At 60.9% G+C, this 24,931-nt stretch carries 23 protein-coding genes; 11 read left to right on the top strand and 12 right to left on the bottom strand.

Going from position 1 to position 24,931, the window contains the following annotated elements; translation table 11 throughout:
* Positions 1–66 precede the first annotated feature (66 nt).
* Positions 67–885: an alpha/beta fold hydrolase gene (locus JFT63_RS02350; RefSeq protein WP_198707699.1), complete on the top strand. Its 819-nt coding sequence runs from the start codon at positions 67–69 to the stop codon at positions 883–885.
* A gap of 113 nt (positions 886–998) precedes the next feature.
* On the opposite strand, the gene JFT63_RS02345 is transcribed toward JFT63_RS02350, so the two are convergent.
* Positions 999–1,385, bottom strand: coding sequence for a DoxX family protein (locus JFT63_RS02345; RefSeq protein ID WP_198707700.1), 387 nt, complete (start codon positions 1,383–1,385; stop codon positions 999–1,001).
* A gap of 197 nt (positions 1,386–1,582) precedes the next feature.
* On the opposite strand from JFT63_RS02345, the gene JFT63_RS02340 reads away from it, so the two are divergent.
* Complete coding sequence (locus JFT63_RS02340; protein WP_186563273.1) at positions 1,583–2,581, top strand: NAD(P)H-quinone oxidoreductase; 999 nt, start codon at positions 1,583–1,585, stop codon at positions 2,579–2,581.
* A 208-nt stretch (positions 2,582–2,789) separates the two neighbouring features.
* Here the strand turns inward: JFT63_RS02340 and JFT63_RS02335 are convergent, their stop codons facing one another.
* The 3 genes from JFT63_RS02335 to JFT63_RS02325 all read right to left on the bottom strand — a co-directional run bounded on the left by JFT63_RS02335 (position 2,790) and on the right by JFT63_RS02325 (position 5,302).
* Positions 2,790–3,920, bottom strand: a complete 1,131-nt coding sequence (locus tag JFT63_RS02335; RefSeq protein WP_198843370.1) for an alkene reductase — start codon at positions 3,918–3,920, stop codon at positions 2,790–2,792.
* A 78-nt stretch (positions 3,921–3,998) separates the two neighbouring features.
* A complete protein-coding gene (locus JFT63_RS02330) occupies positions 3,999–4,676 on the bottom strand; it encodes a type 1 glutamine amidotransferase domain-containing protein (protein WP_057700577.1) in 678 nt (225 codons plus the stop codon).
* The gene (locus tag JFT63_RS02325) at positions 4,673–5,302 is read right to left on the bottom strand and encodes a TetR/AcrR family transcriptional regulator (protein WP_057700578.1); all 630 of its coding nucleotides are present in this window, start codon (positions 5,300–5,302) and stop codon (positions 4,673–4,675) included. Before JFT63_RS02325 ends, JFT63_RS02330 begins: the two co-directional genes overlap by 4 nt.
* Before the next feature lie 173 nt (positions 5,303–5,475).
* Here JFT63_RS02325 and JFT63_RS02320 point away from each other — a divergent pair, with 173 nt between their 5' ends.
* Positions 5,476–6,414 (top strand): GlxA family transcriptional regulator, encoded by a 939-nt coding sequence (locus JFT63_RS02320; RefSeq protein ID WP_198843369.1) that lies wholly within the window; start codon positions 5,476–5,478, stop codon positions 6,412–6,414.
* 477 nt (positions 6,415–6,891) lie between these two features.
* Here the strand turns inward: JFT63_RS02320 and JFT63_RS02315 are convergent, their stop codons facing one another.
* The gene (locus JFT63_RS02315; protein ID WP_233102191.1) at positions 6,892–7,398 is read right to left on the bottom strand and encodes a GNAT family N-acetyltransferase; all 507 of its coding nucleotides are present in this window, start codon (positions 7,396–7,398) and stop codon (positions 6,892–6,894) included.
* Positions 7,399–7,578: 180 nt separating this feature from the next.
* Here JFT63_RS02315 and JFT63_RS02310 point away from each other — a divergent pair, with 180 nt between their 5' ends.
* Complete coding sequence (locus JFT63_RS02310) at positions 7,579–8,451, top strand: undecaprenyl-diphosphate phosphatase (RefSeq protein WP_057700581.1); 873 nt, start codon at positions 7,579–7,581, stop codon at positions 8,449–8,451.
* Here the strand turns inward: JFT63_RS02310 and JFT63_RS02305 are convergent.
* Positions 8,448–9,410 (bottom strand): Dyp-type peroxidase, encoded by a 963-nt coding sequence (locus JFT63_RS02305; RefSeq protein ID WP_057700582.1) that lies wholly within the window; start codon positions 9,408–9,410, stop codon positions 8,448–8,450. The genes JFT63_RS02310 and JFT63_RS02305 overlap by 4 nt on opposite strands.
* Positions 9,411–9,570: 160 nt before the next feature.
* Positions 9,571–10,416: a glutathione-dependent disulfide-bond oxidoreductase gene (gene yghU / locus JFT63_RS02300; protein WP_057700583.1), complete on the bottom strand. Its 846-nt coding sequence runs from the start codon at positions 10,414–10,416 to the stop codon at positions 9,571–9,573.
* Positions 10,417–10,493: 77 nt separating this feature from the next.
* On the opposite strand from yghU, the gene JFT63_RS02295 reads away from it, so the two are divergent.
* Positions 10,494–10,748 (top strand): hypothetical protein, encoded by a 255-nt coding sequence (locus JFT63_RS02295; RefSeq protein WP_198843368.1) that lies wholly within the window; start codon positions 10,494–10,496, stop codon positions 10,746–10,748.
* A 14-nt stretch (positions 10,749–10,762) separates the two neighbouring features.
* On the top strand, positions 10,763–11,359 hold the full coding sequence (locus JFT63_RS02290) for a glutathione S-transferase family protein (protein WP_198843367.1): 597 nt from the start codon (positions 10,763–10,765) through the stop codon (positions 11,357–11,359).
* A gap of 150 nt (positions 11,360–11,509) precedes the next feature.
* Here JFT63_RS02290 and JFT63_RS02285 read toward each other — a convergent pair whose 3' ends face one another.
* A complete protein-coding gene (locus JFT63_RS02285) occupies positions 11,510–12,277 on the bottom strand; it encodes an SDR family NAD(P)-dependent oxidoreductase (protein ID WP_057700586.1) in 768 nt (255 codons plus the stop codon).
* Between the two features lie 138 nt (positions 12,278–12,415).
* On the opposite strand from JFT63_RS02285, the gene JFT63_RS02280 reads away from it, so the two are divergent.
* Both JFT63_RS02280 and JFT63_RS02275 read left to right on the top strand, forming a co-directional pair.
* Positions 12,416–13,564, top strand: coding sequence for an aldose epimerase family protein (locus JFT63_RS02280; RefSeq protein WP_198843366.1), 1,149 nt, complete (start codon positions 12,416–12,418; stop codon positions 13,562–13,564).
* A gap of 553 nt (positions 13,565–14,117) precedes the next feature.
* On the top strand, positions 14,118–14,819 hold the full coding sequence (locus JFT63_RS02275) for a sterol desaturase family protein (protein WP_198843365.1): 702 nt from the start codon (positions 14,118–14,120) through the stop codon (positions 14,817–14,819).
* 5 nt (positions 14,820–14,824) lie between these two features.
* On the opposite strand, the gene JFT63_RS02270 is transcribed toward JFT63_RS02275, so the two are convergent.
* From JFT63_RS02270 to JFT63_RS02255, 4 genes are all read right to left on the bottom strand, one after another.
* A complete protein-coding gene (locus JFT63_RS02270; RefSeq protein WP_186560878.1) occupies positions 14,825–16,270 on the bottom strand; it encodes a hypothetical protein in 1,446 nt (481 codons plus the stop codon).
* A 144-nt stretch (positions 16,271–16,414) separates the two neighbouring features.
* Positions 16,415–17,479, bottom strand: coding sequence for a lipocalin-like domain-containing protein (locus JFT63_RS02265; protein ID WP_198843364.1), 1,065 nt, complete (start codon positions 17,477–17,479; stop codon positions 16,415–16,417).
* Positions 17,469–19,931, bottom strand: coding sequence for an ABC transporter permease (locus JFT63_RS02260; protein WP_198843480.1), 2,463 nt, complete (start codon positions 19,929–19,931; stop codon positions 17,469–17,471). Before JFT63_RS02260 ends, JFT63_RS02265 begins: the two co-directional genes overlap by 11 nt.
* 1 nt (position 19,932) lies before the next feature.
* The gene (locus tag JFT63_RS02255) at positions 19,933–20,601 is read right to left on the bottom strand and encodes an ABC transporter ATP-binding protein (RefSeq protein WP_198843363.1); all 669 of its coding nucleotides are present in this window, start codon (positions 20,599–20,601) and stop codon (positions 19,933–19,935) included.
* Between the two features lie 281 nt (positions 20,602–20,882).
* Between JFT63_RS02255 and JFT63_RS02250 the strand changes: the two genes are divergently transcribed.
* From JFT63_RS02250 to JFT63_RS02240, 3 genes are all read left to right on the top strand, one after another.
* The gene (locus tag JFT63_RS02250) at positions 20,883–21,545 is read left to right on the top strand and encodes a histidine phosphatase family protein (RefSeq protein ID WP_198843479.1); all 663 of its coding nucleotides are present in this window, start codon (positions 20,883–20,885) and stop codon (positions 21,543–21,545) included.
* Between the two features lie 185 nt (positions 21,546–21,730).
* A complete protein-coding gene (gene arnT / locus JFT63_RS02245; RefSeq protein ID WP_198843362.1) occupies positions 21,731–23,386 on the top strand; it encodes a lipid IV(A) 4-amino-4-deoxy-L-arabinosyltransferase in 1,656 nt (551 codons plus the stop codon).
* A 21-nt stretch (positions 23,387–23,407) separates the two neighbouring features.
* Positions 23,408–24,925 (top strand): ArnT family glycosyltransferase, encoded by a 1,518-nt coding sequence (locus JFT63_RS02240; protein ID WP_198843361.1) that lies wholly within the window; start codon positions 23,408–23,410, stop codon positions 24,923–24,925.
* Positions 24,926–24,931 lie beyond the last annotated feature (6 nt).

Here is a 24,931-nt window from a genome sequence, read left to right as displayed (position 1 = left end):
CCAGATTTACGGCAATAGTGATACGGTTTTTTCACCGCCCTTTTTAACTCAAGCAAGGAGATTCAGATGAGCACCTTCGTTGCCAAAGACGGCACCCAGATCTACTTCAAGGACTGGGGCAGCGGCAAGCCCGTCCTGTTCAGCCACGGCTGGCCGCTGGATGCCGACATGTGGGAATACCAGATGGAGTACCTGAGCAGCCGCGGCTTTCGCACTATCGCGTTCGACCGCCGAGGCTTTGGCCGCTCAGACCAACCCTGGACCGGTAACGACTACGACACCTTCGCTGACGATATCGCGCAGTTGATCGAACATCTGGACCTGAAGGACGTGACCCTGGTGGGCTTTTCCATGGGCGGCGGTGATGTGGCGCGCTACATCGCGCGACATGGCAATGCGCGGGTCGCAGGCCTGGTGTTGCTGGGCGCCGTGACGCCGATCTTCGGCCAGAAACCCGACTATCCCCAGGGCGTCCCTACCGAGGTGTTCGATGGTATCAAGGCCGGGCTGTTGAAGGATCGCGCGCAATTCATCAGCGATTTCAATACGCCGTTCTTCGGTATCAACAAGGGCCAGCAAGTCTCCGAGGGTGTGCTCAGCCAAACCCTGCAGATCGCCATGCTTGCCTCGCTCAAGTCGACCGTGGATTGCGTCAGCGCCTTCTCCGAAACCGACTTCCGCCCGGACATGGGCACAATCGAGGTGCCGACCCTGGTGATCCACGGCGACGGCGATCAGATCGTGCCGTTCGAAACCACCGGCAAGGTGGCGGCCGAAATGATCAAGGGCGCGCAACTGAAGGTCTACAAGGATGCACCTCACGGGTTTGCCGTAACCCACGCCCAGCAGCTCAACGAAGACCTGTTGGCCTTCCTCACCCGCTGAACCGTCGACCCTTTGCAGGAGCGGTTCTTGCTCGCGAAAAACGCACAGACGCCGCGTTTAGTCAGCACGCACGCGTTATCGTTGAGGTCTTTCGCGAGCAAGCTCGTTCCTACTCAGGCAAAACGCTGCGCCAACACCAGTCGCCCCGGCCCGGCGATGAGGATGCTGCTGAAGATAATCAGCAGCAACCAGCCGAACTGCCCTTCAAACAACGTCCACTCTGGATGCACCACCAGCAAGGCGATCACCAGCACCGCCAGGATCGGCAGGCACGCCAGACGCACCAGCACGCCTGCGATGATCAGCAGCGGGCACAACACCTCGGCAAAAATCGCCAGCAGCAAGGTGATCGGCGCGCCCAAGTGAAACGGATCTTCAATTTGCTTAAGTTGTTCGCTGTAGTGGAGCAACTTGGGCAACCCGTGTACCCACAGCAGGAACAGCGCCCCGCTGACCCGCAGAAACAACAGCCCGACCGCCTGATTTCTTGCTTCGTTCATATGCCACCTGTGTCCGTCAAAAAATGAGCGCGGCCAGTGTGTCCGAAGCCGCGCCGACGCACTTGCAGGCTTGTGCTCAAATCCCGCAGCTGCCCCCAGCCGTTTGCATTACCTTAAGAACCCCGCATGATCTTGCTGAACTGCCGACCCCGCGCTACGGTCCCAACCCATACGCTCATCGCCACAGGAACTGTTCCATGACGCTCCCCCAAGAAATGACCCTGATCGAAATCACCACCCCTGGCGGTCCGGATGTCTTGCAGCCACGGCGCGCCGACGTGCCGGTGGCCGGGCCTGGCGAGATTCTGATTCGCGTGCACGCCGCCGGGGTCAACCGCCCAGACGCCTTGCAACGCGCCGGCAAGTACCCGATGAAACCCGGCATGAGCCCGATTCCAGGCCTGGAAGTGGCCGGTGAAGTGGTGGCGTTGGGCACTGGCGTTACTGAATACAGCCTGGGCGACAAGGTGTGTGCCCTGACCAATGGCGGTGGCTATGCGCAGTTTTGCGCGGTGCCGGCCAGCCAGGCGCTGCCGGTTCCGGCGGGTATGGACTGGATTCAGGCCGCTGCCGTGCCGGAAACTTTCTTCACCGTCTGGGCCAACCTGTTCGGCCTGGGCGGCGCCCATAAAGGCCAGCGCGTTTTGATCCACGGCGGCACCAGTGGCATCGGCACCACCGCGTTGATGCTCTGCCAGGAGTTCGGTATCCAGGCATTCGCCACCGCCGGCAGCGCCGACAAATGTGCCGCGATTGCCAAGCTGGGCGCCGAACCGATCAACTACCGCGAACAGGAGTTTGCCGAGGTCATAGCCAAGCAGACCGATGGCAAAGGCGTCGATGTGATTCTCGACATCATGGGTGCCTCGTACCTGAACAACAACCTCAAGGCCCTGGGCATGGACGGTCACCTGGTGATGCTCGGTTTCCTCGGTGGCGGCAAGGCCCATGACGTCGACCTGCTGACCATCCTCGCCAAACGCGCGGTGATCACCGGCTCACTGCTGCGCGCCCGCACCCGCGAAGAAAAGGCCGCGATTGCCGAACAACTGCGCGACTACGTGTGGCCGGTGCTCAGCGCCGGGCGCTGCCTGCCGATCATCGACAAGGTCTACCCCTACACCGACGCCGCCCTGGCCCATGCGCGCATGGAAGGTGGGGATCATATTGGCAAGATTGTGTTGCGGGTGGAGTGAGGCCTGTTCTCAATCCCTGGCGACCGGCTTAAGCGTAAATCGCCCTCTGTAGGAGCGAGCTTGCTCGCGAAAAACGTCAACGATCACGCGTGCTTGCTGAATGAATGCGGCGCCTGTGAGTTTTTCGCGAGCAAGCTCGCTCCTACAAAAAGCCCGGCATTAGGGCTTGCCCGCGAATCGGGGCAAGCCCTCTCCCATATAGCGTGTGTCATTCCGGTTCGGCATACACCGGATAATCCACATACCCCGCCTGCGTCCCCCCATACAAACCCTCTGCCTTCAACGCATTCAGCGGCCAGCCATTGAAAATCCGCTGGGGCAGGTCCGGGTTGGCAATGAACGGCCGTCCGAAGGCGATCAGGTCCGCCAGCCCTGCCTCTACCAGCCGCGCACCACGCTCGGCGGTGTACCGGCCGGCATAGATGATCCTGCCGCTGAAGGTGTGGCGCACGGCCTGGCGGAATGTCTCAGGCAAGTCGGGCGCGTTTTCCCAGTCGGCTTCGGCGATCGACACATAGGCGATGCCCGACGCTTCCAGCACTTTGATCGCTTCGATATAGGTGTGGTGCGGATCTTCTTCTACCAGGCCAATGTAGACCCGGTCCTGGTCGGTGCCACTGAACAGCGGCGAAAAGCGCACGCCCAGGCGTTCCGGCCCCACCACCTTGCACACCGCTTCGACAACCTCGCGCAGCAAGCGCAGGCGATTATCCAGCGAACCACCGTATTCATCCTCACGGACGTTGGAATGGGCCGAGATGAACTGATTGATCAAATAGCCGTTGGCCGCATGGATTTCCACGCCATCAAACCCGGCGTCCAGGGCATTGCGAGCAGCCTGGGCGTAATGCCCGACCAACTCATCGATTTCCAGCGTGCTCAAGGCGCGTGGCACGGGTGGCTGCACCAGTTCACCCATACCTGGGCCGGTTTCGATAAAGGCTTTGGCCTGCAGCGCCGGCAGTGCAGACGGCCCTACCGGTGCAGCGCCGCCAGGTTGCAAGGCGTTATGGGACACCCGCCCCACATGCCATAACTGGGCAAAGATCACCCCACCCTCGGCATGTACCGCTGCGGTGACTTTGCGCCAACCCTCGATCTGCGCCGGTGTATGGATACCCGGCGTCCATGCATAACCCTGGCCGCGCGGCTCGATTTGCGTGCCCTCGCTGACCATGAAGCCGGCACTGGCACGCTGCCGGTAATACTCGGCCATCAGGTCAGTGGCGATATTGCCTGGCTGGGCGCTGCGCTGGCGTGTCAGCGGCGGCAGCACAACGCGATTGTTCAAGCGGTGATGCCCCAGCTTTATCGGGGTGTTGAGGATGCAGTCAGGCATGGGGATATTCCAAATTCAGGACGAACGAAAACCCTGACGACTCCTGAGAATCGCCAGTGTGTACCTCGGTTGATTAATTTAAGCGTTGAGTGTCAGCAGGGCCTTGGCCACTTCGCTGGAGCTGCCGGGGTTCTGCCCTGTCACCAGCAAGCCATCGACGATCACAAAGGATTGCCAGTCGGCACCCTTCTCATACTTGCCGCCCAGCTTTTTGAATTCATCTTCAATCAGGAACGGCACAACATCGGTCAATTGCACGGCGGCTTCCTCCGAGTTGGAGAACCCGGTCACACGGCGCCCTTTGATCAACGGCTCACCGTTGACCGCCTTGACGTGGCGCAAGGCGCCCGGTGCATGGCAGACAAAACCGATGGGCTTGCCGGCCCGCTCGAACGCCTCGATCAGCGCGATGGACACAGGCGATTCCGCCAAGTCCCACAACGGGCCGTGGCCGCCTGGGTAGAACACGGTGTCGAAGTCGGCGGCGTTGACCGTGTCCAGCTTCACCGTGGTAGCCAGGGCTTGCTGCGCAGCCGGGTCGGCGGCGAAGCGCTCGGTCTGCTCGGTTTGCGCATCCGGCTCATCGCTCTTGGGGTCCAACGGCGGCTGGCCGCCGGCCGGGGAAGCCAGCACCACGTCGGCGCCAGCATCCTTGAACGCGTAATAAGGGGCGGCAAACTCTTCGAGCCAGAAGCCGGTCTTGCGCCCGGTATCGCCAAGCTGGTCGTGAGAGGTCAGTACCATTAATACTTTCATTTTCCAGTGCCTCGATCGATGTGAGTAGCAGGGTTTTCAGAGCCGCCCAACAACTGTTGGGTCAGCAACAGCGCCTCGCAGAACGGCGCGGTGGTACGGGTGATCTTGCCCATGACGCTGGTTCCCAGCCACAGCGCGTACAAGCGCTTGGCCAGGCTTTGCGGGGCGTGCTCGAACCTGAGCGAACCGTCTTCAACGCCGCGCTCCAGAGCCAGCGCGAGTACCTCGATGGTTCGGGAAGTACCGCGTTGCAACGCCAGTCGCATCGGTTCCGACAGATCGGAGACTTCAGCCCCCAGCTTGACGGCCAGGCACTTGCCGGTATCGGTGCAGCCCGTGTGGTTGTCGATCCAGCTTTGCCAATAGCGCATCAACCTGGCGTGGTGGGTTAGACCCGGCTGATCGAACAGCTGCTGCATGCCATCGACGTACTGGTCGAAATAGGTATCGAGTAACACCACGCCAAACGCATCCTTGGAATCGAAGTAGTGATAAAACGAACCCTTGGGCACGTGTGCGGCGTGCAGGATCTCGTTCAAGCCCACCGCGGAAAAACCCTTGGCGCCGACAATGGATTGCGCACGTTCAAGAATCGCTTGCCGTGCACTGCTGCTTGCGTTGCTCATGCTTGCCTCCGCGCGATTAGACCAGTCGTCTAGTTCGTTGGGGCCATGTTAGGCAGCGAGGCAATCGCTCACAATGTCATATCCGCAAGGATTTCGGACATGGGCCAAAGTCGGTTGCCGTTTAGGTGGCACACGCCGACAATCCCTTCTTCCCTGCCCGTTGGAGAGATGCAATGCACAGCGTTGCGCTGCTGGTTTACCCGAATTTCCAGTCGTTGAGCCTTAGCCTTGGCTCGGTGTTCGAGTGCGCCAACCTGCTGCGAGGTGAGCCGGCCTACGAGTTTCACCTGGTCTCGCAAGGCGGTGGCGCGGTGATGACCTCCCAGGGGTTTTCGGTGAATACCAGCGCTATACGGCCTGAGGGTTATGACACCCTGATCGTCAGCGGCTATCTGGAGTTTCGCCTGCCGGAGGCCAACCTGCTCGAACGGGTCAAGGCAGCGTCAGCGCAGTCGCGGCGAGTGGCCTCGTTATGCACGGGCATCTTTGTGCTGGCCGAAGCCGGTTTGCTGGAAGGCAAACGCACCACGACCCACTGGATCCACGCGCCGGCGTTTCGCAAACGCTACCCGGATATCCGTCTGGAGGAAGACAAGTTGTTCGTGGTGGACGGCCAGGTGTGGACCGGCGCCGGCATGAGCGCCGGGGTCGACCTGGCCCTGGCGATGGTGGAGAACGACCTGGGCAGCGACCTCGCGCGCCGCATCGCACGCAAGCTGGTGATAGCCCAACGCCGCGGCAGCGAGCAATCGCAATTGTCGGCCTTGCTGGAACTGGACCCCAAATCCGACCGCGTGCAACTGGCCCTGGCCTATGCCCGCGAAAACCTCACCCATGATTTATCGGTGGACGCCCTGGCCGACGTCGCCCGACTCAGCCCGCGCCAGTTCAGCCGAGTGTTTCGCGAAGAAACCGGGCAAACCCCGGCCAAGGCCATCGAAGCCCTACGGGTCGAAGCGGCACGGGCGATGATGGAAACCAGCCGCCACCCGGTGGAAGTGGTGGCCCGCGAAACCGGGTTCGGTGATCGCGAACGCATGCGTCAGGCGTTTCTGCGGGCCTTCGGACAGCCTCCTCAGGCGATGCAACAGGTGTTGTTCAATCCAGGCTAGGCCCTATGGGAAGGGATTTGCCCCCGATAGCCCATAAATATCTACACAACTTTGCAGTTGCCAACAGTAACTACGATGCGAAGCGAGCCGCTCTTGATCTTGATCTGCTTTTGATCTTAGGCGCCCCGTTAAACCACGCTGGCCGGAATTCGACAGGGATTTGGGGGGTAAACCGGCAGGGATGCCGGTTTAGCCGCCCCGCGCCATGGATGGCGCGTGGCGGCGGCCCCCAAAATCCATGGCGGATTACGGGCACACCGAGCCTAAGCGAGGTGCCGAGTGGTGGGGCAAGAGCCTTTTGGTTACTTTTGGGCTCTTTCAAAAGTGACCCGCTGTAAAAGCGGAACCAATAGCAGCCGTGACCCAAACAACGGATATGCACTCGATCAAAGTCCAGCATCCTGGTCGGCTATCAGGCCGCCATCGGGGGCAAGCCCCCTCCCACATTTACCCCTCCCTCATTCGGATCACCGGTCATCAGTGCAATGACGCCCGGGTAATCAGGTAGCTCACCAACTGCGGCTCATCCTCCAGCTCAATCATCTGCACCGGACGCGGCAGGTTATCCAACACAGTGCGCCAGAACGCCTGAGACACCTCGTCCTGATCATAAAACCGCACCAGCCAATTAGCCGCGCCGCTGCACAGCACCTGGCTGGCGATGGCGCGGCCGATGCCCTTGCGGCGGTAGCGCTTGAGAATGAACAGGTCGGCCAGCTCCAACGCGTCGATGCACGGCAGTTCGCTGCCTTCGATCAGCAGGAAACCGGCGATATAGCCATCGACCAGCAACAGGTTGGCGCTCCACTGCGGGTCTTGCCAATAGCGGGCCAGGTGCTCGTCATGGATGTAGAAACGGCCATCGGCCTCGACATCTTCCTGTTCCCAGTCCGAAGACTCGTAGGCGTAGTACTGGTACAGATTGCGGATCAACTCGGCATCTTCAGGGCCGGTCTGGATCAATTCAACGGTGGTTTCAGGCATGGGGCTCTCGGTGGAAAAACGCAGGGCGCCATTGTTCACAAAAGTGCCTGTCAGGCCAATGGCTTGTCGAATCCTTTCTATTGGCTGAACCGATTGCAAATAGCGGTTGCCCTGGCCAAATTCCTGAAACATTTAGAATAAACTTCGCCGGTTTCCACCTTTCGCTCAAGGACACGTATTGTGACCAACGTCTGTACCGCCGGCCTGGATGTGGGCTTTGCTTCCCTGGATTACCTGCAGATTTTTATCCTGGGTGTGGTCCAGGGCATTACCGAATTGCTGCCGGTGTCGTCCACCGCCCACATGCGTGTGGTGCCCGCCCTGCTCGGCTGGCAAGACCCGGGCTCGGCGTTTTCGGCGGCCATGCAATTGGCGGCGCTGGCGGCGGTGGTCAGTTACTTCTGGCGAGATGTGCGCCAAGTCACCACCGGCAGCATCAGTGCGGTGCGCCGCGGCGACTACAACGACCGGTGGTTCAAGCTGGCGGTGGCCATCGTGCTGGCGACTATCCCGATTGGCATCGCCGGGCTGGCGCTGTCTTCGACCTTGAATGCCTGCAATTCACCCTTGCGCGGGCTGATGGTGATCGGTATTTCCTGCGTGGTGATGGCGGTGTTGCTGGCGCTGGCCGAAGTACGCGCCCGCCATACCCGCGACGTGAGCCAGATGCGTTTGCGCGATGCATTGATCGTGGGAGTGGCGCAAATTGGCGCGTTGATTCCCGGTGTATCGCGCTCGGGATCCACACTGACCGCCGCGCTGTTCCTGAACTTCAAACGTGAGGAAGCGGCGCGCTTTTCTTTCCTGCTGGGCCTGCCGGCCATTGCCCTGGCCGGTTTGAAAGAGCTGTGGGTGCTGCTGCGCGCCGACCTGCCTGCCCACGCCTGGCCGCACTTGATCTTCGGCCTGGTGGTGGCAAGCATCTCGGCGTTCTTTGCGATCTGGGGCCTGATGAAGTTCCTGGAGCGCTTCTCCACGTGGCCGTTCGTGATCTACCGTGCGCTGTTGGGAGTCTTCCTGATTGTGGCGGTCAGCACCGGGTTGTTGAGTTAAGCCGTCGGTTCGCGGTCGGCCAGTTCTTCGAGCAGGTCGGCCGAAGGCACGAAAAACAGGCCGCCGGTCACCGCCGTGCTGAAGTCGAGCAAGCGGTCGTAGTTGCCGACCGGGCGGCCGACAAACATGTTTTCCAACATTTGCTCCAGGGGCTGCGGCGAGCGTGCGTAGCCGATGAAATAGGTGCCGAACTCGCCGGCGCCTGGGCGGCCAAAGGGCATGTTGTCGCGCAGGATCTTCACTTCCTCGCCGTCCTGATCAGTGATGACGGTCAGGGCGCTGTGGGAATTGCTCGGCTTGGCGTCTTCGTCCAGTTCGATGTCCGACAATTTGGTACGCCCGATCACCTTCTCCTGGGCCTCTACGGTCAAGCCATTCCACGCCGTCATGTTGTGCAGGTATTTCTGCACCAACACATAGCTGCCGCCTTCGAACTCCGGGTCTTCGTCACCCACCAGGGTAAAGGCTTCAGCCTTGCGCCCCACCGGGTTCTCGGTGCCGTCGACAAAACCGATAATGCTGCGCATATCGAAGTAACGGAACCCCTGGACCTCATCGACCACCTTCACGCTATCGCCCAGGGCGGCCATCAAGTGGGTCGCCAGTTCGAAACACAGGTCCATCTGCTCGGCGCGGATATGCAGCAGGATATCGCCGGGAGTCGACACCGCCATGCGCCCCTCCACGCCAAACTCGCGAAACGGATGCAAGGCCGCTGGGCGCGGCGCACCGAACAGGCGGTCCCAGGCATCCGAGCCAAACCCACAAACGCAGGTCAGGTTGCCCGACGGCACACGCTTGCCCACCGAGCGCACCAACCCTGCGATGTCGGCGCACCAGGCACGCACATTTTCGACCGCATCGGGGGCCAGGGTGGCGACCATGAAAATCGCACTGCTGGTGATCGGGTGGCACACCGATTGCGGTTCAAGCGGTGGCCGGACGGGGCAGGTTTTCATCAGGGAGTTCCACAGGCTGAGGGCGGTTTGAACCCGCGCAGATTAGCAGATCATCGGTGGTAACTGGCCCACACTTGACCCATCTGCGCTTTAAGCTTGAGCGCCTCGGCCCGCCGCCCCCCCTGATTTCCTGCTCCGCCCACGCTTTAGCGCATAACCTTCAGTCCAAGTCGCTCGCATCATGGCGCTCGGCCAACTGTTCATGGGGCTCGCCCGACACCCGATTCACCCGCCGCCCGCGCTGCACCGCAGGCCGTGCGTCAATCGCATCGGCCCAGCGCTGCACGTGCTTGTACTCATGCACCGACAGGAACTCCGCCGAGTCGCCATACAAGCGGCCTTTGACCAGCCCGCCGTACCAGGGCCAGATCGCGATATCGGCAATGCTGTACTCATCACCGGCAATGTACTCACTCACCGCCAGGCGTTTATCCAGCACATCCAGCTGACGTTTGGTTTCCATGGCAAACCGGTTGATCGGGTACTCCATTTTGCTGGGTGCATAGGCATAGAAATGCCCGAAGCCACCGCCCAGGTATGGCGCGCTGCCCATTTGCCAGAACAGCCACGACAGGCATTCAGCCCGAGCCGCAGGTTCGGTGGGCAAGAACGCGCCGAATTTCTCGGCCAGGTACTGCAGGATCGCGCCCGACTCGAATACCCGGATCGGCGTGGCGCCGCTGCGGTCCATCAGGGCCGGAATCTTTGAGTTGGGGTTCACCGCGACGAAGCCACTGCCGAACTGGTCGCCATCGCCAATCTTGATCAGCCAGGCATCGTATTCGGCGCCGGTGTGCCCCAGGGCCAGCAACTCTTCGAGCAGGATCGTGACCTTCTGCCCGTTGGGCGTAGCCAGGGAATACAGTTGCAGCGGATGTTTGCCGATCGGCAGCTCTTTATCGTGGGTAGCACCGGCGACAGGCCGGTTGATGCTGGCGAAGGTGCCGCCGCTTTCGGTTTCCCAGGTCCAGACTCTGGGTGGGACATAAGTGGACGAATCGGTCATGCTCACTGCTCCTGAGGTGCTTGGATCAACGCATTCAAAGTGCATATTACCGACTGTTTCAAATTCAGATACCCCCTATGACCGACCGCCTCGACGATATCCTCACCGACCAGCTTGACGTGGTGTTCTGCGGCATCAACCCCGGCAAGGGCTCCGCCGCCCTCGGTGCGCCGCGCTTCGTGGCGTTTCTGGGCAAACCAGGCTATAGCGCGTTGAGCGACCAGCGCCAGATCGCCTGGGGTTTGCAGCCGCAGTCACTGGGCGCCGCCGCGGTGTGGGTGTTGCCCAACCCCTGCTGGCGCCCTTACTCTCTTGAGCCAAACATCCTGTAGGCAATGGAGGCTGCATGAAACTGATCGGAATGCTGGACTCGCCTTACGTACGCCGCGTGGCGATTTCCCTGGACTTGTACGGGGTGGATTTTGCGCATGAACCGCTGTCGGTGTTCAGCACCTACGCGCAATTTGCCCAAATCAACCCCGTGGTCAAAGCCCCCTCGCTGGTGCTGGACGACGGGACGGTGTTGATGGATTCGAGCCTGATCCTCGATTACCTGGAAGCCCTGGCGCCGGCTGACAAGAAGCTGCTCCCCCAGCAACCGACAGCACGCGCCCACAACCTGCAACTGCTCGGACTGGCCCTGGCCGCCTGTGAAAAGAGTGTGCAGATCGTCTATGAACACAACCTGCGCCCAGCCGAAAAGTTGCATGCACCGTGGATCGAACGCGTCAGTGGGCAATTGCTGGCGGCTTATACCCTGTTGGACAAGCAACTGGCAGACAGTCAAGCGCTGACCCAGGCATCCATTACAGCGGCGGTCGCCTGGTCGTTCAGCCAGTTCACCGTGGCCTCGGTGGTGAAGGCGGATGCGTTCCCCAACCTGAAGCGCCATGCTGAACGCCTGGAACAGCACCCGGCGTTCAGGCGTTACCCCATCGCCTAAGCACCGCAGCCCTAATACCAGTCAATTAAAGCTTTTTGTAGGAGCGAGCTTGCTCGCGAAAAACGCACAGGCGCCGCGTTTAATCAGGAAACACGCGTTATCGTTGACGTCTTTCGCGAGCAAGCTCGCTCCTACACAGGCGATGTCGGCTTAAACCCAGCCACCATCCACGATGAAATTCTGCGCCGAGCACATCGCCGAGGCATCAGAGGCCAGAAACAGGGCCATATTGGCGATGTGTTCCGGCATCACACTGCCAGGCAGGCACTGGCTACGGGCGATCAACTCTCGAGCCGCGTCATCCACCCACATGGCCAGTTGTTTTTCCGTCATCACCCAGCCCGGCACCAGCGTGTTGACGCGGATATGGCTCGGCCCCAACTCCCGCGCCAGGCCTCGGGTCATGCCGTGGGCGGCGGCCTTGCTGGCGGCGTACACCGGGTAGCCGGCAGAAGCCATCATCCAGCCGACCGAACCCAGGTTGATGATTGAGCCGCCACCCGCCTCTTTCATCATTGGCACCACCGCCTTCGCAGCAAAGAAGGCGTGCTTGAGGTTGACAGCGATCAACCGGTCGAACATTTGCGAGTCGATTTCTTCCAGGCTGTGGCGCACATCATTTGCCGCGTTATTTACCAGCACCGTGATCGGCCCGAGGGAATGCTCGAAGCGCCGGATTGCCGCGCCGTAGCCAATCTCATCGGTAATATCGCAGCACTCGAACTCAACGATGTGGCCCTTGGAGTTCAACAGCGCCGCCAAGCGCTCACCCTGGCTTTGCGCGCGATCCACAAACGCCACTTTGGCACCCTGGGCGGCAAAGGCCCGCACCATGAATTCGCCAATCCCTGACGCCCCGCCGGAGATCAATACGCTCTTGCCCTTGAGGTCAGGATAAATGGCGTGCTCAGTACTCATAACGTAGTGCCTCGATCAATTAGTCTTATTTTATTTTACGAAATCGGCGTTAAAGGCTATAAATTCGCTGGGTAGCCGGTGAAATATCTCACATTAGTAGAACTATTCAACCCAAAAACAACAAAAGGATGTTCGACCATGAAGCACCCTCGATACCTGTTGTCCGGTCTGGCGCTGTCCATGCTGATCACCAGCGGCGGCGCGCACGCCGCCGGCCTTACCAGCGAGCACAAGCCCTTCGGTAAAACCAATGACGGCACCGCCGTCGAACAGTACGTGTTGCGCAATAGCCATGGCATGCAAGCCACGGTAATTACCTACGGCGGTGTCTTGCAGTCGCTGAAGGTGCCGGACAAAAACGGCAAGCTCGACGACGTCGTGCTGGGCTTCGATGATGTGCAAGGCTATCAAGGCGGTACTGCATTTTTCGGCGCAACCATCGGCCGCTTCGGCAACCGCCTGGCCGGCGGTGCCTTTGAACTCGACGGCAAACGCTACCAGGTGCCGCTCAACGACGGCCCCAACTCGCTGCACGGCGGCGCTCAGGGCTTCGACAAACAGGTGTGGCACGCCGAACCGGTCAAGGACAAGGATTCGGTGGGCGTCACCCTCACCTACCTGTCCAGGGACGGTGAAATGGGATTTCCCGGCAACCTGAAAACCGAAGTCACTTACCGCCTCAACGATAAGAACGAACTGCACATCGACTACAAGGCCACCACCGACAAACCGACGGTACTCAACCTCACCAACCACAGCTACTTCAACCTCGCCGGCGCGGGTAACGGCGACATTCTCAAGCAGGTCGCCACCTTGCACGCCAGCCACTACACGCCGGTGAATGCCACCTTGATCCCCACCGGTGAGCTGGCGCCGGTGAAGGGCACACCGATGGACTTCCTCAAGCCCACGCCTATTGGCCAACACATCAAGGCGGACCATCCGCAGCTCAAATTTGCCGAGCCGAAACAAGGCGGGTTCGACTTCAACTGGGCTCTGGATACCAAGGGCGACGTGAAGCAGCTTGCTGCCCAGGTGCATGACCCTGAGTCGGGGCGGCGCTTGCAGCTATACACCAGTGAGCCTGGAGTGCAGTTCTACACCAGCAATTTCCTGGATGGTTCGGTGAAGGGCAAAGGGGGCAAGACGTACCAGCACTGGAGCGGGTTTACCCTGGAGACCCAACACTTCCCGGATGCGCCTAACCAACCCGGCTTTGCCTCAACTCGCTTGAATCCAGGGCAAACCTATACCCAAAACACCATCTTCAAATTCACCACCGATTAAAACGGTGGGAGGGTTACCCCCGATGAAGGCGTTTCAGTCTGCACAGCACAGCTGATTGACTCGCCGCCATCGGGGCATGGGTATCTACACAACTTTTGTAGCCACTACCAACCGTAACCACGATGCGAAGCGAGCCGCTCTTGCTCTTGCTCTGCTTTTGATCTTAAGCGCCCCGTCAAACCACGCTGGCCGGAATTCGCCAGGGATTTGGGGGGTAAACCGGCAGGGATGCCGGTTTAGCCGCCCCGCGCCATGGATGGCGCGTGGCGGCGGCCCCCCAAATCCATGGCGAATTACGGGCACACCGAGCCTAAGCGAGGTGCCGAGTGGTGGGGCAAGAGCGCTTTGGTTACTTTCGCGCTTTTCGAAAGTGACCCGCTGTAAAAGCGGAACCAATAGCAGCCGTGACCCAAATAACGGATATGTACTCGGTCTGATCCAACATCCTGGTCAGCTATCAGGCCGCCATCGGGAGCAAGCCCCCGGTAAAAACTCGCACATTCCTTTCCACCCACTAAGCTCAGTCTCGAACAAAAACAACGAGCAGCCCGCCATGCCCCATCTCACCGAAACGTTCCGCAGCCGCTACCGCGCCAATGTGAGCCGCCATTACAACCCCTGGTTACACGCCGCGTTCGTCCTCGGCTACGGCATTACCTGTATCACGCTGGCCTGGTCTTCCACCGCAGACATCACCGCGCTGCAGTGGCTGACGGTGCCCTTGACCCTGGTGTTCTTCAACCTGTGCATCTACCTCGTGCACCGCCACCTCGGCCATCACAAACACCCATTCGCCCGGCTGTTCTACGCACGCCACACCGGCGACCATCACAGCTTCTTCACGCCCGGCCATATGACGTACGACAGCCCACGGGACTGGCGCGTCATCCTGTTCCCTGCCTGGTTGATCATGCTTCACAGCCTGGCCATCACCCTCCCCGCCTGGTGGTTGCTCAAGCAACTGAGCCCCAACGTGGCGGGGTTGTTTGCCGGGTGCATGATCCTCGGCTACCTGCTCTACGAGGTGTTTCACGCCTGCGAACACTTGCCCGCTGAACACCCGGTGGCACGCCTGCCGTGGATTCGCCACATGCATCGCCTGCACGCCCTGCATCATCGTCGCGAGCTGATGCAGGGGCGTAATTTCAATATCGTGCTGCCGTTGATGGACTACCTGTTTGGCACGCTGCATTGGGAGCCGGCCACAAAAAAAGGGAGCAGCCCAAATGGACTGCCCCCTGCTTCACACTCGTAGATCAATCAGCGCACGATGGTCTGGCTGCAAATGTGACCCAGGCTGACGTATTGGGTGATATTGCCGCCTACGCCCACGCCCGGAAACTCCTTGAGCTCGATGCGCCAGCCACCTTCGTTGAACCAGGTTTCCCAGTTGTAAGTCTGGCCCGACGAGCTGTCCGGGTACCGCACCTTGTAGTCGCCGGAGCAAGTGCCCAGGGCGACATTGCCCGAGGCTGCCCCCGTGATGCCGGTCTTGGCTTCATAGTTGACCCAGTTATAAGTGGCGCCAAAGTGCTTGTCGACCCGCAGCACTGGTGTGACCCCGCGCAATGGCTCACCGGTGCTGTCCGACCATTGGGTGCTCCAACTCAGATTGCGGGCTGCCTGGGTGGCCAGCTGGAAGATCGAGCTGGGAATGCGCACTACGTTGTCGCCGTTCACGTTGTGCTGGTTCAAGCGAGGCGCCGAGCCCAGTGTCAATTGGTACTGCGCCTGAGGGTTCAACGCTACCGCCGGGTTCGCCCGTACACGTACCTTGACCGTATAGCCAGGAGTCAGGTTCGGATAGGTGGAGGTGGAATCCGGCTGAATCACTACCCAGTTATTACCGTCGAAACGCTCGAAGATCCACTGGTTGCGCGTGCCCGCACCGTCATCACCCAGGAACATGCCGACACCCTGCCCGCGCAGCGACGTGAACGAGAAATAGTCCACATCATTGACGCTGTCGAGGTTACCGGTCACCTGGTTCAGCGCATCCGGCAGGGCAAACGCGGTTTGCTCGGTATCGTTGGGCTCGTAGGCATCGATGTTGCTGTCTACCGCCACGCCGAAGCTGAACTGCGAGTTGCTCGCGGCATTGGCCACCATGAACCAGTAATAGTCACCGGCCGGCAATACGCCGTTGAGGTACTCGTCGGCATTGCCAGCGTTATCAGAGGTGCCCAACGGGGTCAGATTACCTTGGCCGTCATCATGGAACAGGGTCAACGACATGTCAGTGCCGACGCTCTGATTCAACAACTGCACCTGAATTCGCGCATTCTTCGGCAGGTTGAAGTGGTAGGCGATCTGCGCGCCAGTCTCCACCCCGGTGACCGTGTAGAGGGTGTTGATATCCAGGGTTGGGAACAGCGGAGTGAAGGCAGCAACCGCCGCTTCCTTGAGTTTCGCCTGATCGGGCTTAACCAACTGACCCACCTTGGCATCAACCACCGCATTATTGGCGGCGGCCTTGGCGGCTGACACTTTGGGCTTGCCGGCCTTGGCTGCATCAAGCTTTTGCTTGAATGCGTCCGAGACAATGGCCTTCTCCACTGTGCCACCTTGTTTCAACGCTTTGTCCACGGCCTGCTTGACCGTCTGCGCACTGAGCTTGGGAGGGGTTTGCTCGGCCAGGGCAAAGGCCGAAACAAAGCAGGAGGCCATCATGGCCGCGCCTAGCATAAGGGCTTTTTTCGATTTCATTTTTTATCCATCCATAGTTAAAAAATTGAAGCTCAGGTGACCGGTGACATCCGGTCACCTGGGATGGACTGTAGGACAATACTGTATTTATGTACAGTATTTTTTGAGGTCTATTGCGCATTCCCAAGGTGGCAATGAGACAGTCTAATACCCCGTCATCTCCAAATACCCCACCCCACCCTCGAACTTCACCGGCCCTTCCCAGTAGGGAATGCCCAGGTTCATCCACGCCTTCGGATTGAGCGCCTCGGTGGTGATGTCCAATTGTTTGCCGGGGATCTTCAGCGACCAGCGCGTGGGAATGCTGCGCCCGTCGATCTCGGTGCTGGTCAGCGGTGCAAGTTGTATATCTGCGTTATGCAGGGTCTCGGTGCGGCCCTGGGCGTCGATCCAGGTGCCGGTAAGATACCCGCCGCCGTCTTTGTCCCGCACGCGAAAGAGCATCAGTTGTTCGCCCCGGTCCAGGTGCAGGGAGAACCAGTCCCAGCCGGTCTGGCTGGCGGCCAGGGGTTGGCTGCTCCATTCGCGGTCGAGCCAGGCCCGGCCGCTGACTTCGTACCTCTGGCCGTCGATGCTCACGCTGCCGGTGGCGGTAAAAAACGGCTGGCTGTAGTAGTAAGACGCCTGGCCCTGGTCGGATTTGCGGCTGTAGCCGTTGTCGCCTTGCAGCACCAACGGGCGACTGGAGGTCAGTTGCAGGTCGTAGGCGAATTGCGCGCCATTGGCCTTGAGTTGCATATCGGCCAGCGCGCTGGTGGCGCCTGGGCGGGTGGCGAAGTTCCAGTCATCGATCCAGGCATTGAACGGCAGCGCCTGCGCCCCGGCCTGGCCGACGCCACCCCGGGCGAAGCGTTCGGCGGCGTAGTGGCGTGTGGCGCTGGTGACGGCGGCGTGGCCGAGCCAGATCGTGGAGTCGCGCCAGCCCGGTGGCATCGCCCCGGCATTTACAGCGTTGCGAAACAAGGTCCATTGCACGCCGAAGACGTTGCCCCGGGCGTCCTTGAGGTTGGCGGTGACGTACCACCATTCGATGCGAAAGCCTGGGTGCGGGCCGTGATCTTCGGGGAAGCTGAAGACTTTGCCGGGGACCACCTGGGCAAACTGCGCCGCATCGCTGCCCAGCCCGGCGAAGCTTTCCTCGGGCGCGGGCGGCTTGTCGCAAGCACTCAACAGCAACACCACCACCCACCCCAACGCTTTAATCTTCATGGGCAAAGGTCCTCAACAAATCCGCCGGGCGGCTGCGGTAGAGCTGCCATAGCGGCCAGGCCGAGGCCAGCAATGTCGCCAGCATCGCCAGCCCCATCAACTGCGCAAGCTGCCCGGGGAATACCTGCAACGGCAGGCGCCAGCCGAACGCCTGGACGTTGATCACCGCATCCAGGCACCACGCCAGCAACAGCCCCAACGGCAACGCCAGGACCAGCGTCAGTACCGCCAGTAGCCAGGTCTGGCCGAGGTTGAGCAGCATCAGTTGGCGACGCGTCACCCCCAGCGCCCACAGCGGCGCAAGTTGCCCCAGGCGGCTCTGGCTCTGGGTCAGCAGGCTGATGAACAGCGCCACGCCCGCCACGCCCAGGGTCAGGCTGTTCAACGCCGCGGTGGCAGCGAAGGTGCGCTCGAAGACCTGGCTGGACCAACCCTTGAGTTGTTGTTGATCGACAATACGGCTGTCTTCCAGGGCAAACTCACGCTGCACTTCACCTATCAGGAGCTGCACATCCTGCGGCGCCACCCGCAGGTTGAAACGCACCGGTAACAGCGTCGGCCAGTGAATCAGCAGGTGCCTGGCGTTGACCAGCAGATGGCCCTTGGGGTTGCCATAGTCGGCGTAGATCCCGACGATTGTCGGCGCCCATGTGCCCTGGGGCGTGGGGACTTGAACCCTGTCGCCCAGGCGCACGTTCAAGCGCCGCGCCAACTGCTCGCTGAGCATCACGCTGTCATCTTGCAGCAAGCGGTCCCAGGGCGTGCTCGCTGCCTCCAGCAGCGGCCAGTGCTGACGGTAGGTGGGGTTGTCGACCACACCAAACACTTCTGCCGGCCAGCCTTGCAACTGCACCGCGACCTGCCAGCTGGGCAGCACCGCCTGCACCAAGGGCTGCTGGGCCAACCAGCTGTGCAGTTGCTGCGCCTGGGCCGGATTTTGCGGGTTGAGGTAAAGCTCGGCGGTTAGACGTTGTTCCAGCCAATGGTTGAAGGTCTGGCGAAAACCCGAGGTCATGGAGCCGGCGCCGATATTCGCCGCCAGCGCCAACAGCAGCGCCATCAGGGCCAGGCTCAGGGCTGGCAGCTGCTGGCGACAGTCGGCGAGAAACCATTGGCCCAGCACCGAACGACTGCGCCCCAGAACGCCTTTCAACAGCGCATTGAGCAGCACCGGCAAACTCAGTGCAGCGCCCAGCAGCAAGGCCGCCATCAGCACGAACCCGGCGGCCAGGCTGTTGCCTAATCCCAGGGCCAGCAACGCGATGAGCAGCGCTGTGACAGCAACCCAACCCTGGCGCCGCAACCAGCGCCCATGGGCCTCATGCCAGGCCTGGGCATTGGCCAGCGCCAGCAACGGCAAACGCGCCGCACGCCACAGGCTGCTGGCCCCGGCGAGCACGGCGCCGAGCAGGCTCAACCCCAGCCCTGCCAGCCACCACCCCGGGCTCAAGCTCAGTTGGCCTGCCACCTCGGCCCCGTACAGGCCGCGCAAGCTGGCGGCGACATCCGGCAGCAACAGGCTGGCCAACAGGTAACCACTGGCAACCCCGAGCAAGCCGCCCAGCAACGCCAGAAATCCCAGTTCAACCCCCAGGCTGAGGATCAGCATCCGCGCACTGACCCCGCAGGCACGCAGGGTGCGCAGCAGGCCTCGACGTTGTTCCAGGGCCAGGCCGATGGCTGCGTGCACGATGAACAGCCCCACCACGAAGGACAAAAAGCCCAAGGCATCGAGGTTCAGGTGAAAGCTTTCGGTAAGGCGTGAGAGGTTGTTGTCCTCGCCCTGCTTGAGTTGCAAACCGGCGGGCGGCTGGGGATGGCGGGCGGCGAAAGCGTTATCCAGCAGCAAGCGCGACAGCCGCCCCTGCATGTCCAGCAAGGGTTGGGCAAACCCGATATCGGTGAGCAGCATACCGGGAGCCATATCCGGCTGAACCTGCAACGGCGGCAAGCGCTGCCCGTTGGCCGTCAGCGGTTGTTCGCCTGCGCGCAAGCCGAGCGCTTCCAGGGTTTGCGCGGCAATCCAGGTATGCCCCGGCGCCTGGAAAAACGCCAGCATTTGCGCCTGACTCAAACGCTGCCCCGCCACGCTGCCGCTACCGGGTAACGATACCGGCTCGATGCCCATCAATTGCAGCCGTTGCTCTTCATGCCCCTGGAGTACGACTCGCCCCTGCACCACCGGTGACACCGGCCACCCGGCGCGGCGCAGCTGTGCAAACAGCGCCTGAGGGAAGGCGGCGCCGTCCGGTGCGCTCAAGCTGGCCTGCGGTTCGCCGCCAATCAATTGGCTGGCGCGCGCGTAGCCGTCCCGCGCCTGGCTGTTGAGGGCCTGCACGCCCGTCAATAATGCGGTCGCCAGCCACAGGCCGGTCAGCACGCTGAAAAACTGCACCGGGTGGCGTCGCCAGTGGCTCAACAAGGCACGCAACGCCCAATAGAACACCGCCATCTCAGCGCGCGTCCATCGGTACGACGCGGCCATGGTGCAGCACCACTTGCTGGTCCAGGCGTGCGGCAAGGCGTGGGCTGTGGGTGACCATCAACAAGCTGGTGGGGCTGTCGCGCAGCAGATCCAACAGCAACTGCAGCACTTCATCACTGGTGGTTTCGTCCAGGTTGCCGGTGGGCTCATCAGCCAACAGCAAACCCGGGCGCGAGGCCAGTGCCCGCCCTACCGCCACCCGCTGCTGCTGACCGCCGGACAGTTGCTCCGGATAACGCTTTAGCAAGTCGCCCAGCCCAAGGCGCTCCACCAGCTGCGCCTGCCAATGCGGATCGAAACGCCCCGCCAGACGCGCCTGGAAGGCGAGGTTGTCTTCCACGCGCAAGCTGCCGATCAGGTTGAACTGTTGGAACACCAGGCCGATTTCGGTGCGGCGCCAATGGGCCAGTTGCCCTTCGTTGAGCTGGTCCAAACGCTGCTCGCCGATGCGGATGCTGCCGCCGTCGACCCGATCCAGGCCGGCCACCAGGTGCAGCAAGGTACTTTTGCCACTGCCCGACTCGCCCATCAGCGCCAGGCTGCTGCGCGCCCCCAGGGACAGATCGACACCGGCCAGCACGGCCAGCGGACCTTGGGGAGTGGCGTAGTGTTTGATAACCCCTTGCACCTGCAACATAGGAACGCTCACTTGAAAGACTGCCGTTGAGAATAACGGCTGAGGGCAATGCCCACGCAAATTTTTCACATGGTTTTCACTGCCCGCCCATCCCCGGCACTTTAAAGTGCGTTCACAGTGGTGATAAGTCCCAACTTGTTAGTTGCCTGCCCTCACACTTTTCACGACGCAAATGTTCAGCAAAAAGACAGCAGTACTGTGACAGGCTGCTGCTCCAAAACCGGCTAACTGCACCTTTTATAAACACAACTAGAGCACCGAGGGTTAACAGCGTGGCAGACATGATCCTGGCCAACCCAAAACCCAAATGGGCAAGGTTAAAGCGCCTGAAAAAATACCGCCTGCACATGCTGGGCATCACCATGACCAGCCTGCTGCTGGCAGGTTTTCTGTTATGGCCCTCTTCACCACTCGACCTGGGCGTCGGCAATCGCCTGGTCACCTCCGGGGTGCTCGCCAGCTGGCGCCAGGGCGACGTAGTGGTGCTGGTGCGCCATGAAGAACGCTGCGACCGCTCGGAAAACCCCTGTTTTGGACCGGCCCACGGCCTCACGATTCTGGGCACGCAACGCGCGAGAGAAATGGGCAAAGCCTTTGATTCATTAGGCATGGAGGCAACCGACGTGTTGAGCAGCTCTGCCACACGTACCGCCCAAACCGCACTGTTCATGTTTGGCAAGACCGAGCTTTCCGCGGCGCCACTTGCCCTGTGTGGGGATGCAATTGCAAAGGAAATCCTCAGTCACAAACACCCAGGGCGCAACCTGATGCTGATCACCCATAGCGGCTGCATCAGCGACCTTCAGACAAGCTTGGGCTTTCCCCACGCTGCAGCCGCCGAATACGGCAGTGCGCTGTTCGCCAAAGCTTTGCCCAACGGCAGCCTGGAAGTTATCGGCACTCTGAAAAGCCAGGAATGGGCCGCAGTACTTAAACAACTTTAATTACACTTATTTACATATCCATCAGCTATTACGTTCAGCAAAACGACAGCCCCGCTCTGGCATGTTTAGTTGCGCCTCTTAGTTAGGCTACCCCTTCATTTCGATTCAGTGAACATTCCGATGCTCGGCCCGATTAACTTAATACGCACACTGCCCCTGATAGAACGTCATGGAGCGACGTACTCATGACGCGCTTGAATCCCCTGTCCTGGTTAATTCTGGGTTTTGCCGTTTTCTTCTTGCTGCCCCTGGGTTTTCACGGCCTGTGGATCCCGGATGAAACCCGCTACGCCCAGGTCAGCCAGGAAATGCTGATGAGCGGCAACTGGGTAGCGCCGCACTTTATGGGCGTGCGTTATTTCGAAAAGCCCGCTGCGGGTTATTGGCTGATCGCGCTGGGCCAGGCGGTGTTTGGCGAGAACCTGTTCGGCGTGCGCATCGCCTCGGTGCTGGCCACGGCGTTGAGTGTGCTGTTGGCCTACCTGATCGCGCGGCGACTGTGGAACGACCCACGTAAAAGCTTCGCCTGCGCCCTGCTCTACATGAGCTTTGGGCTGGTGGCCGGGCAAGCGGGCTATTCCAACCTGGATCCGCAGTTCACCTTATGGGTCAACCTGAGCCTGGTCGCCCTGTGGTTTGCCCTCGACAGCCCTTCCTTACGCGGGCGATTGGGGTGCTGGGCCTTATTGGGGCTGGCGTGCGGCATGGGGTTCATGACCAAGGGGTTTCTGGCGTGGCTGCTGCCGGTATTGGTCGCGGTGCCTTACCTGATCTGGCAGCGCCGCGTCGGCGAGCTGCTGCGCTACGGACCGTTGGCGATTGTGGTCGCGGTGCTGGTTTGCCTGCCGTGGGCATTGGCCATTCATGTGCGGGAACCGGATTACTGGCGCTTTTTCTTCTGGCATGAGCACATTCGCCGCTTCGCCTCCGACAACGCACAACATGCGCGGCCCTTCTGGTTTTTCCTGCCGATCATGGTGGTGGCGTGCCTGCCGTGGGCCGCGCTGCTGCCGACGACACTGTGCAAGGCCTGGAAAGAAAAACGCCAACCGGCAATCGCCTTTCTCGGCCTGTGGTTGCTGCTGCCCCTGGGCTTTTTCAGCCTGAGCAACGGCAAGCTGCCGACCTACATCATGCCCTGCCTGTTGCCTCTGGCGTTGTTGATGGGCCACGGCTTGATCGACCTGATCAAGCAAGGCAAGGCCCGTACGATTGTGATCAACGGCGCGGTCAATTTCGTCCTCGGCATGGCCGCCATGGTCGGGCTGATTTACCTGCAAATCACTGACCCGCTGTACAGCAACAGCCACGCGGAGATGTTCAGCCTGTCCCTGGCGTTTATCGTGCTGCTGGGCTGGATCCTCGCCAACCTGTTGCAAGCGGTGCGCCCGCTGACGCTGTGGGCGATGCCGGCGCTGGGCATTGGCTTGCTGGTGGCCCTGCTGCCGGCGGGAATGCCGCAGTTGATCGCCGATAACGAAATGCCTGATCAGTTCGTGCTTGAGCACCTGGACGAACTGCAACACACACGTGCTTTGCTGAGCAACGAACTGGGCCTGGCGTCGGCGTTGTCATGGCGCCTGCGCGAGCCAGAGGTGGCGTTTTACGGCACCGAGGGCGAGCTGCGCTACGGCTTGCATTACGAAGAGGCAGCGCACCGCAAGGTCACGCTCGACAACGTGCAAGCCTGGTTGGCCGAGGCCCGCGAGCGAGGTTCGGTGGCCGTGCTGATGCGAGTGCACAGCACCAGCGAACACCGCGAAGAAGGACAATTGCCGCCCGGCGGCAAGCGCTATCGCAAAGGCAACCTGGTACTGACGATTTACCCCCAACACCCTTGATCGCCGTTGCAGGAACAGACCATGAGCCTATGGAAAACCGAACGCGGCGCCCTGGTCTTACTGCTGGGCGTCTCGGCCTTGCTTTTGCTGCTGGGCCTGGGCAGCCGAGACCTGTGGGGGCCGGAGACGCGCTGGGCAAACATCGCCTTGCAGATGCTGCAAAGCGGTGATTACTTCGACCCGTATCTCAAAGGCACGCCGTATTACGATAAACCCCTGCCCTCCTACTGGCTGATCACCGGCTTCGCCCATTTGATGGGCGGCCTTGGCCCGTGGTCATTGCGCCTGTCATCGGTGATTGCGGCGTGGCTGAGCATCTGGCTGGTGTACCTGATCGGCGAACGGCTGTTTCGCAAAGGCACAGGCTTGATCGCCGGCTGGATGCTCGCCACCACCTTCTACTTCCTGTTCTGGGCCAGGGTCGCCACCGCCGACATACTGACCGTGTGCGGCGTGCTGGCCGCCGTGTGGTGGTATTGGCGCGGGCCGGAAGATACCCGGCTGGGTCGCTACACAGTGTTTTTTCTGTTGCTGGCGGCGACGTCATTGTTCAAGGGCTTGATCGGTTTTGTGCTGCCGGGGCTGGTGCTGTTGCCACACGTGCTCAGCGAGCAGCGCTACAAGCGCCACCTCAATCTGCGCCTGCCGTTGGCCATGCTGATCGCCGCGGCGTTTTACGCGATTCCCTTCGTACTGTCCCACCACTACAGCACACCGTTCTATGGCCAGAGCGGTCTGGAGTTGGTGTTCAGGGAAAACGTGGTGCGTTTCTTCAACCCCTTCGATCACATGGGGCCGATCTACACCTACCTGATCTACCTGCCGGTCTACACCCTGCCCTGGGCTCCCTGCTGGCTATCGGGTTTGTGGTTGGCGGTGCGGCACTGGCGCCACACCCCGCCCAACGTGCGCTGGCTGGTGTGGGGCCTGGGCCTGTTGTTTGTATTCTTCACCGCCAGCGGCAGCCGCCGAAGCTATTACGTACTGCCGCTGGTGCCGTTTGCACAACTGCTCGCTGCCTGGTGGCTGAGCGAACGCCTGCAACAAAAACCGGCGAGCTGGCCGCGCTGGCAAAAGGGCTTCGGCATCAGCGCAGGCGTGCTCTTGCTGGTATTGGGCGTGATCTACCCCTGGACCACCGGCAACGGCGGCGTGACCCGCTTCGCCGAGGATGTGCAAGCCCAAGCCGTGAAAAGCGCACCGTGGAACCAATGGCAAATGGTGCTGGTAGAGGTCGATAACAAGCTGCCCATGTACCTGCAAAACCACGGCAAACCCTTCTACTACGTCAGCGAAACCCAGAACTACCCCCGCCAGGGCGACAGCGCCGCGTTCATGGCCTGGCTGGAAAAGACCAGCGGCCAAAGGTTCGATCCGCAACACACGATTATCGTCGCGCAGTACTCCCGAGAAGATCCGATGCCGCTGGCGTTTCTGGGCGTGGATCATCGAGTGGTCACTACGCAATCGGATAATGGCGAGCGCTTGTTTCAGAAGCGTGAGGGAGGGAGCGTGGCGTTTGTTCCGATGCCACGCTGAGAATCG

The organism is Pseudomonas sp. MF7453 (assembly GCF_016405455.1).
Taxonomy (GTDB): Bacteria; Pseudomonadota; Gammaproteobacteria; order Pseudomonadales; family Pseudomonadaceae; genus Aquipseudomonas; species Aquipseudomonas paralactis.
Note: the sequence above shows the minus strand (reverse complement) of the source record. Positions and strands in the feature narration are given on the sequence as shown.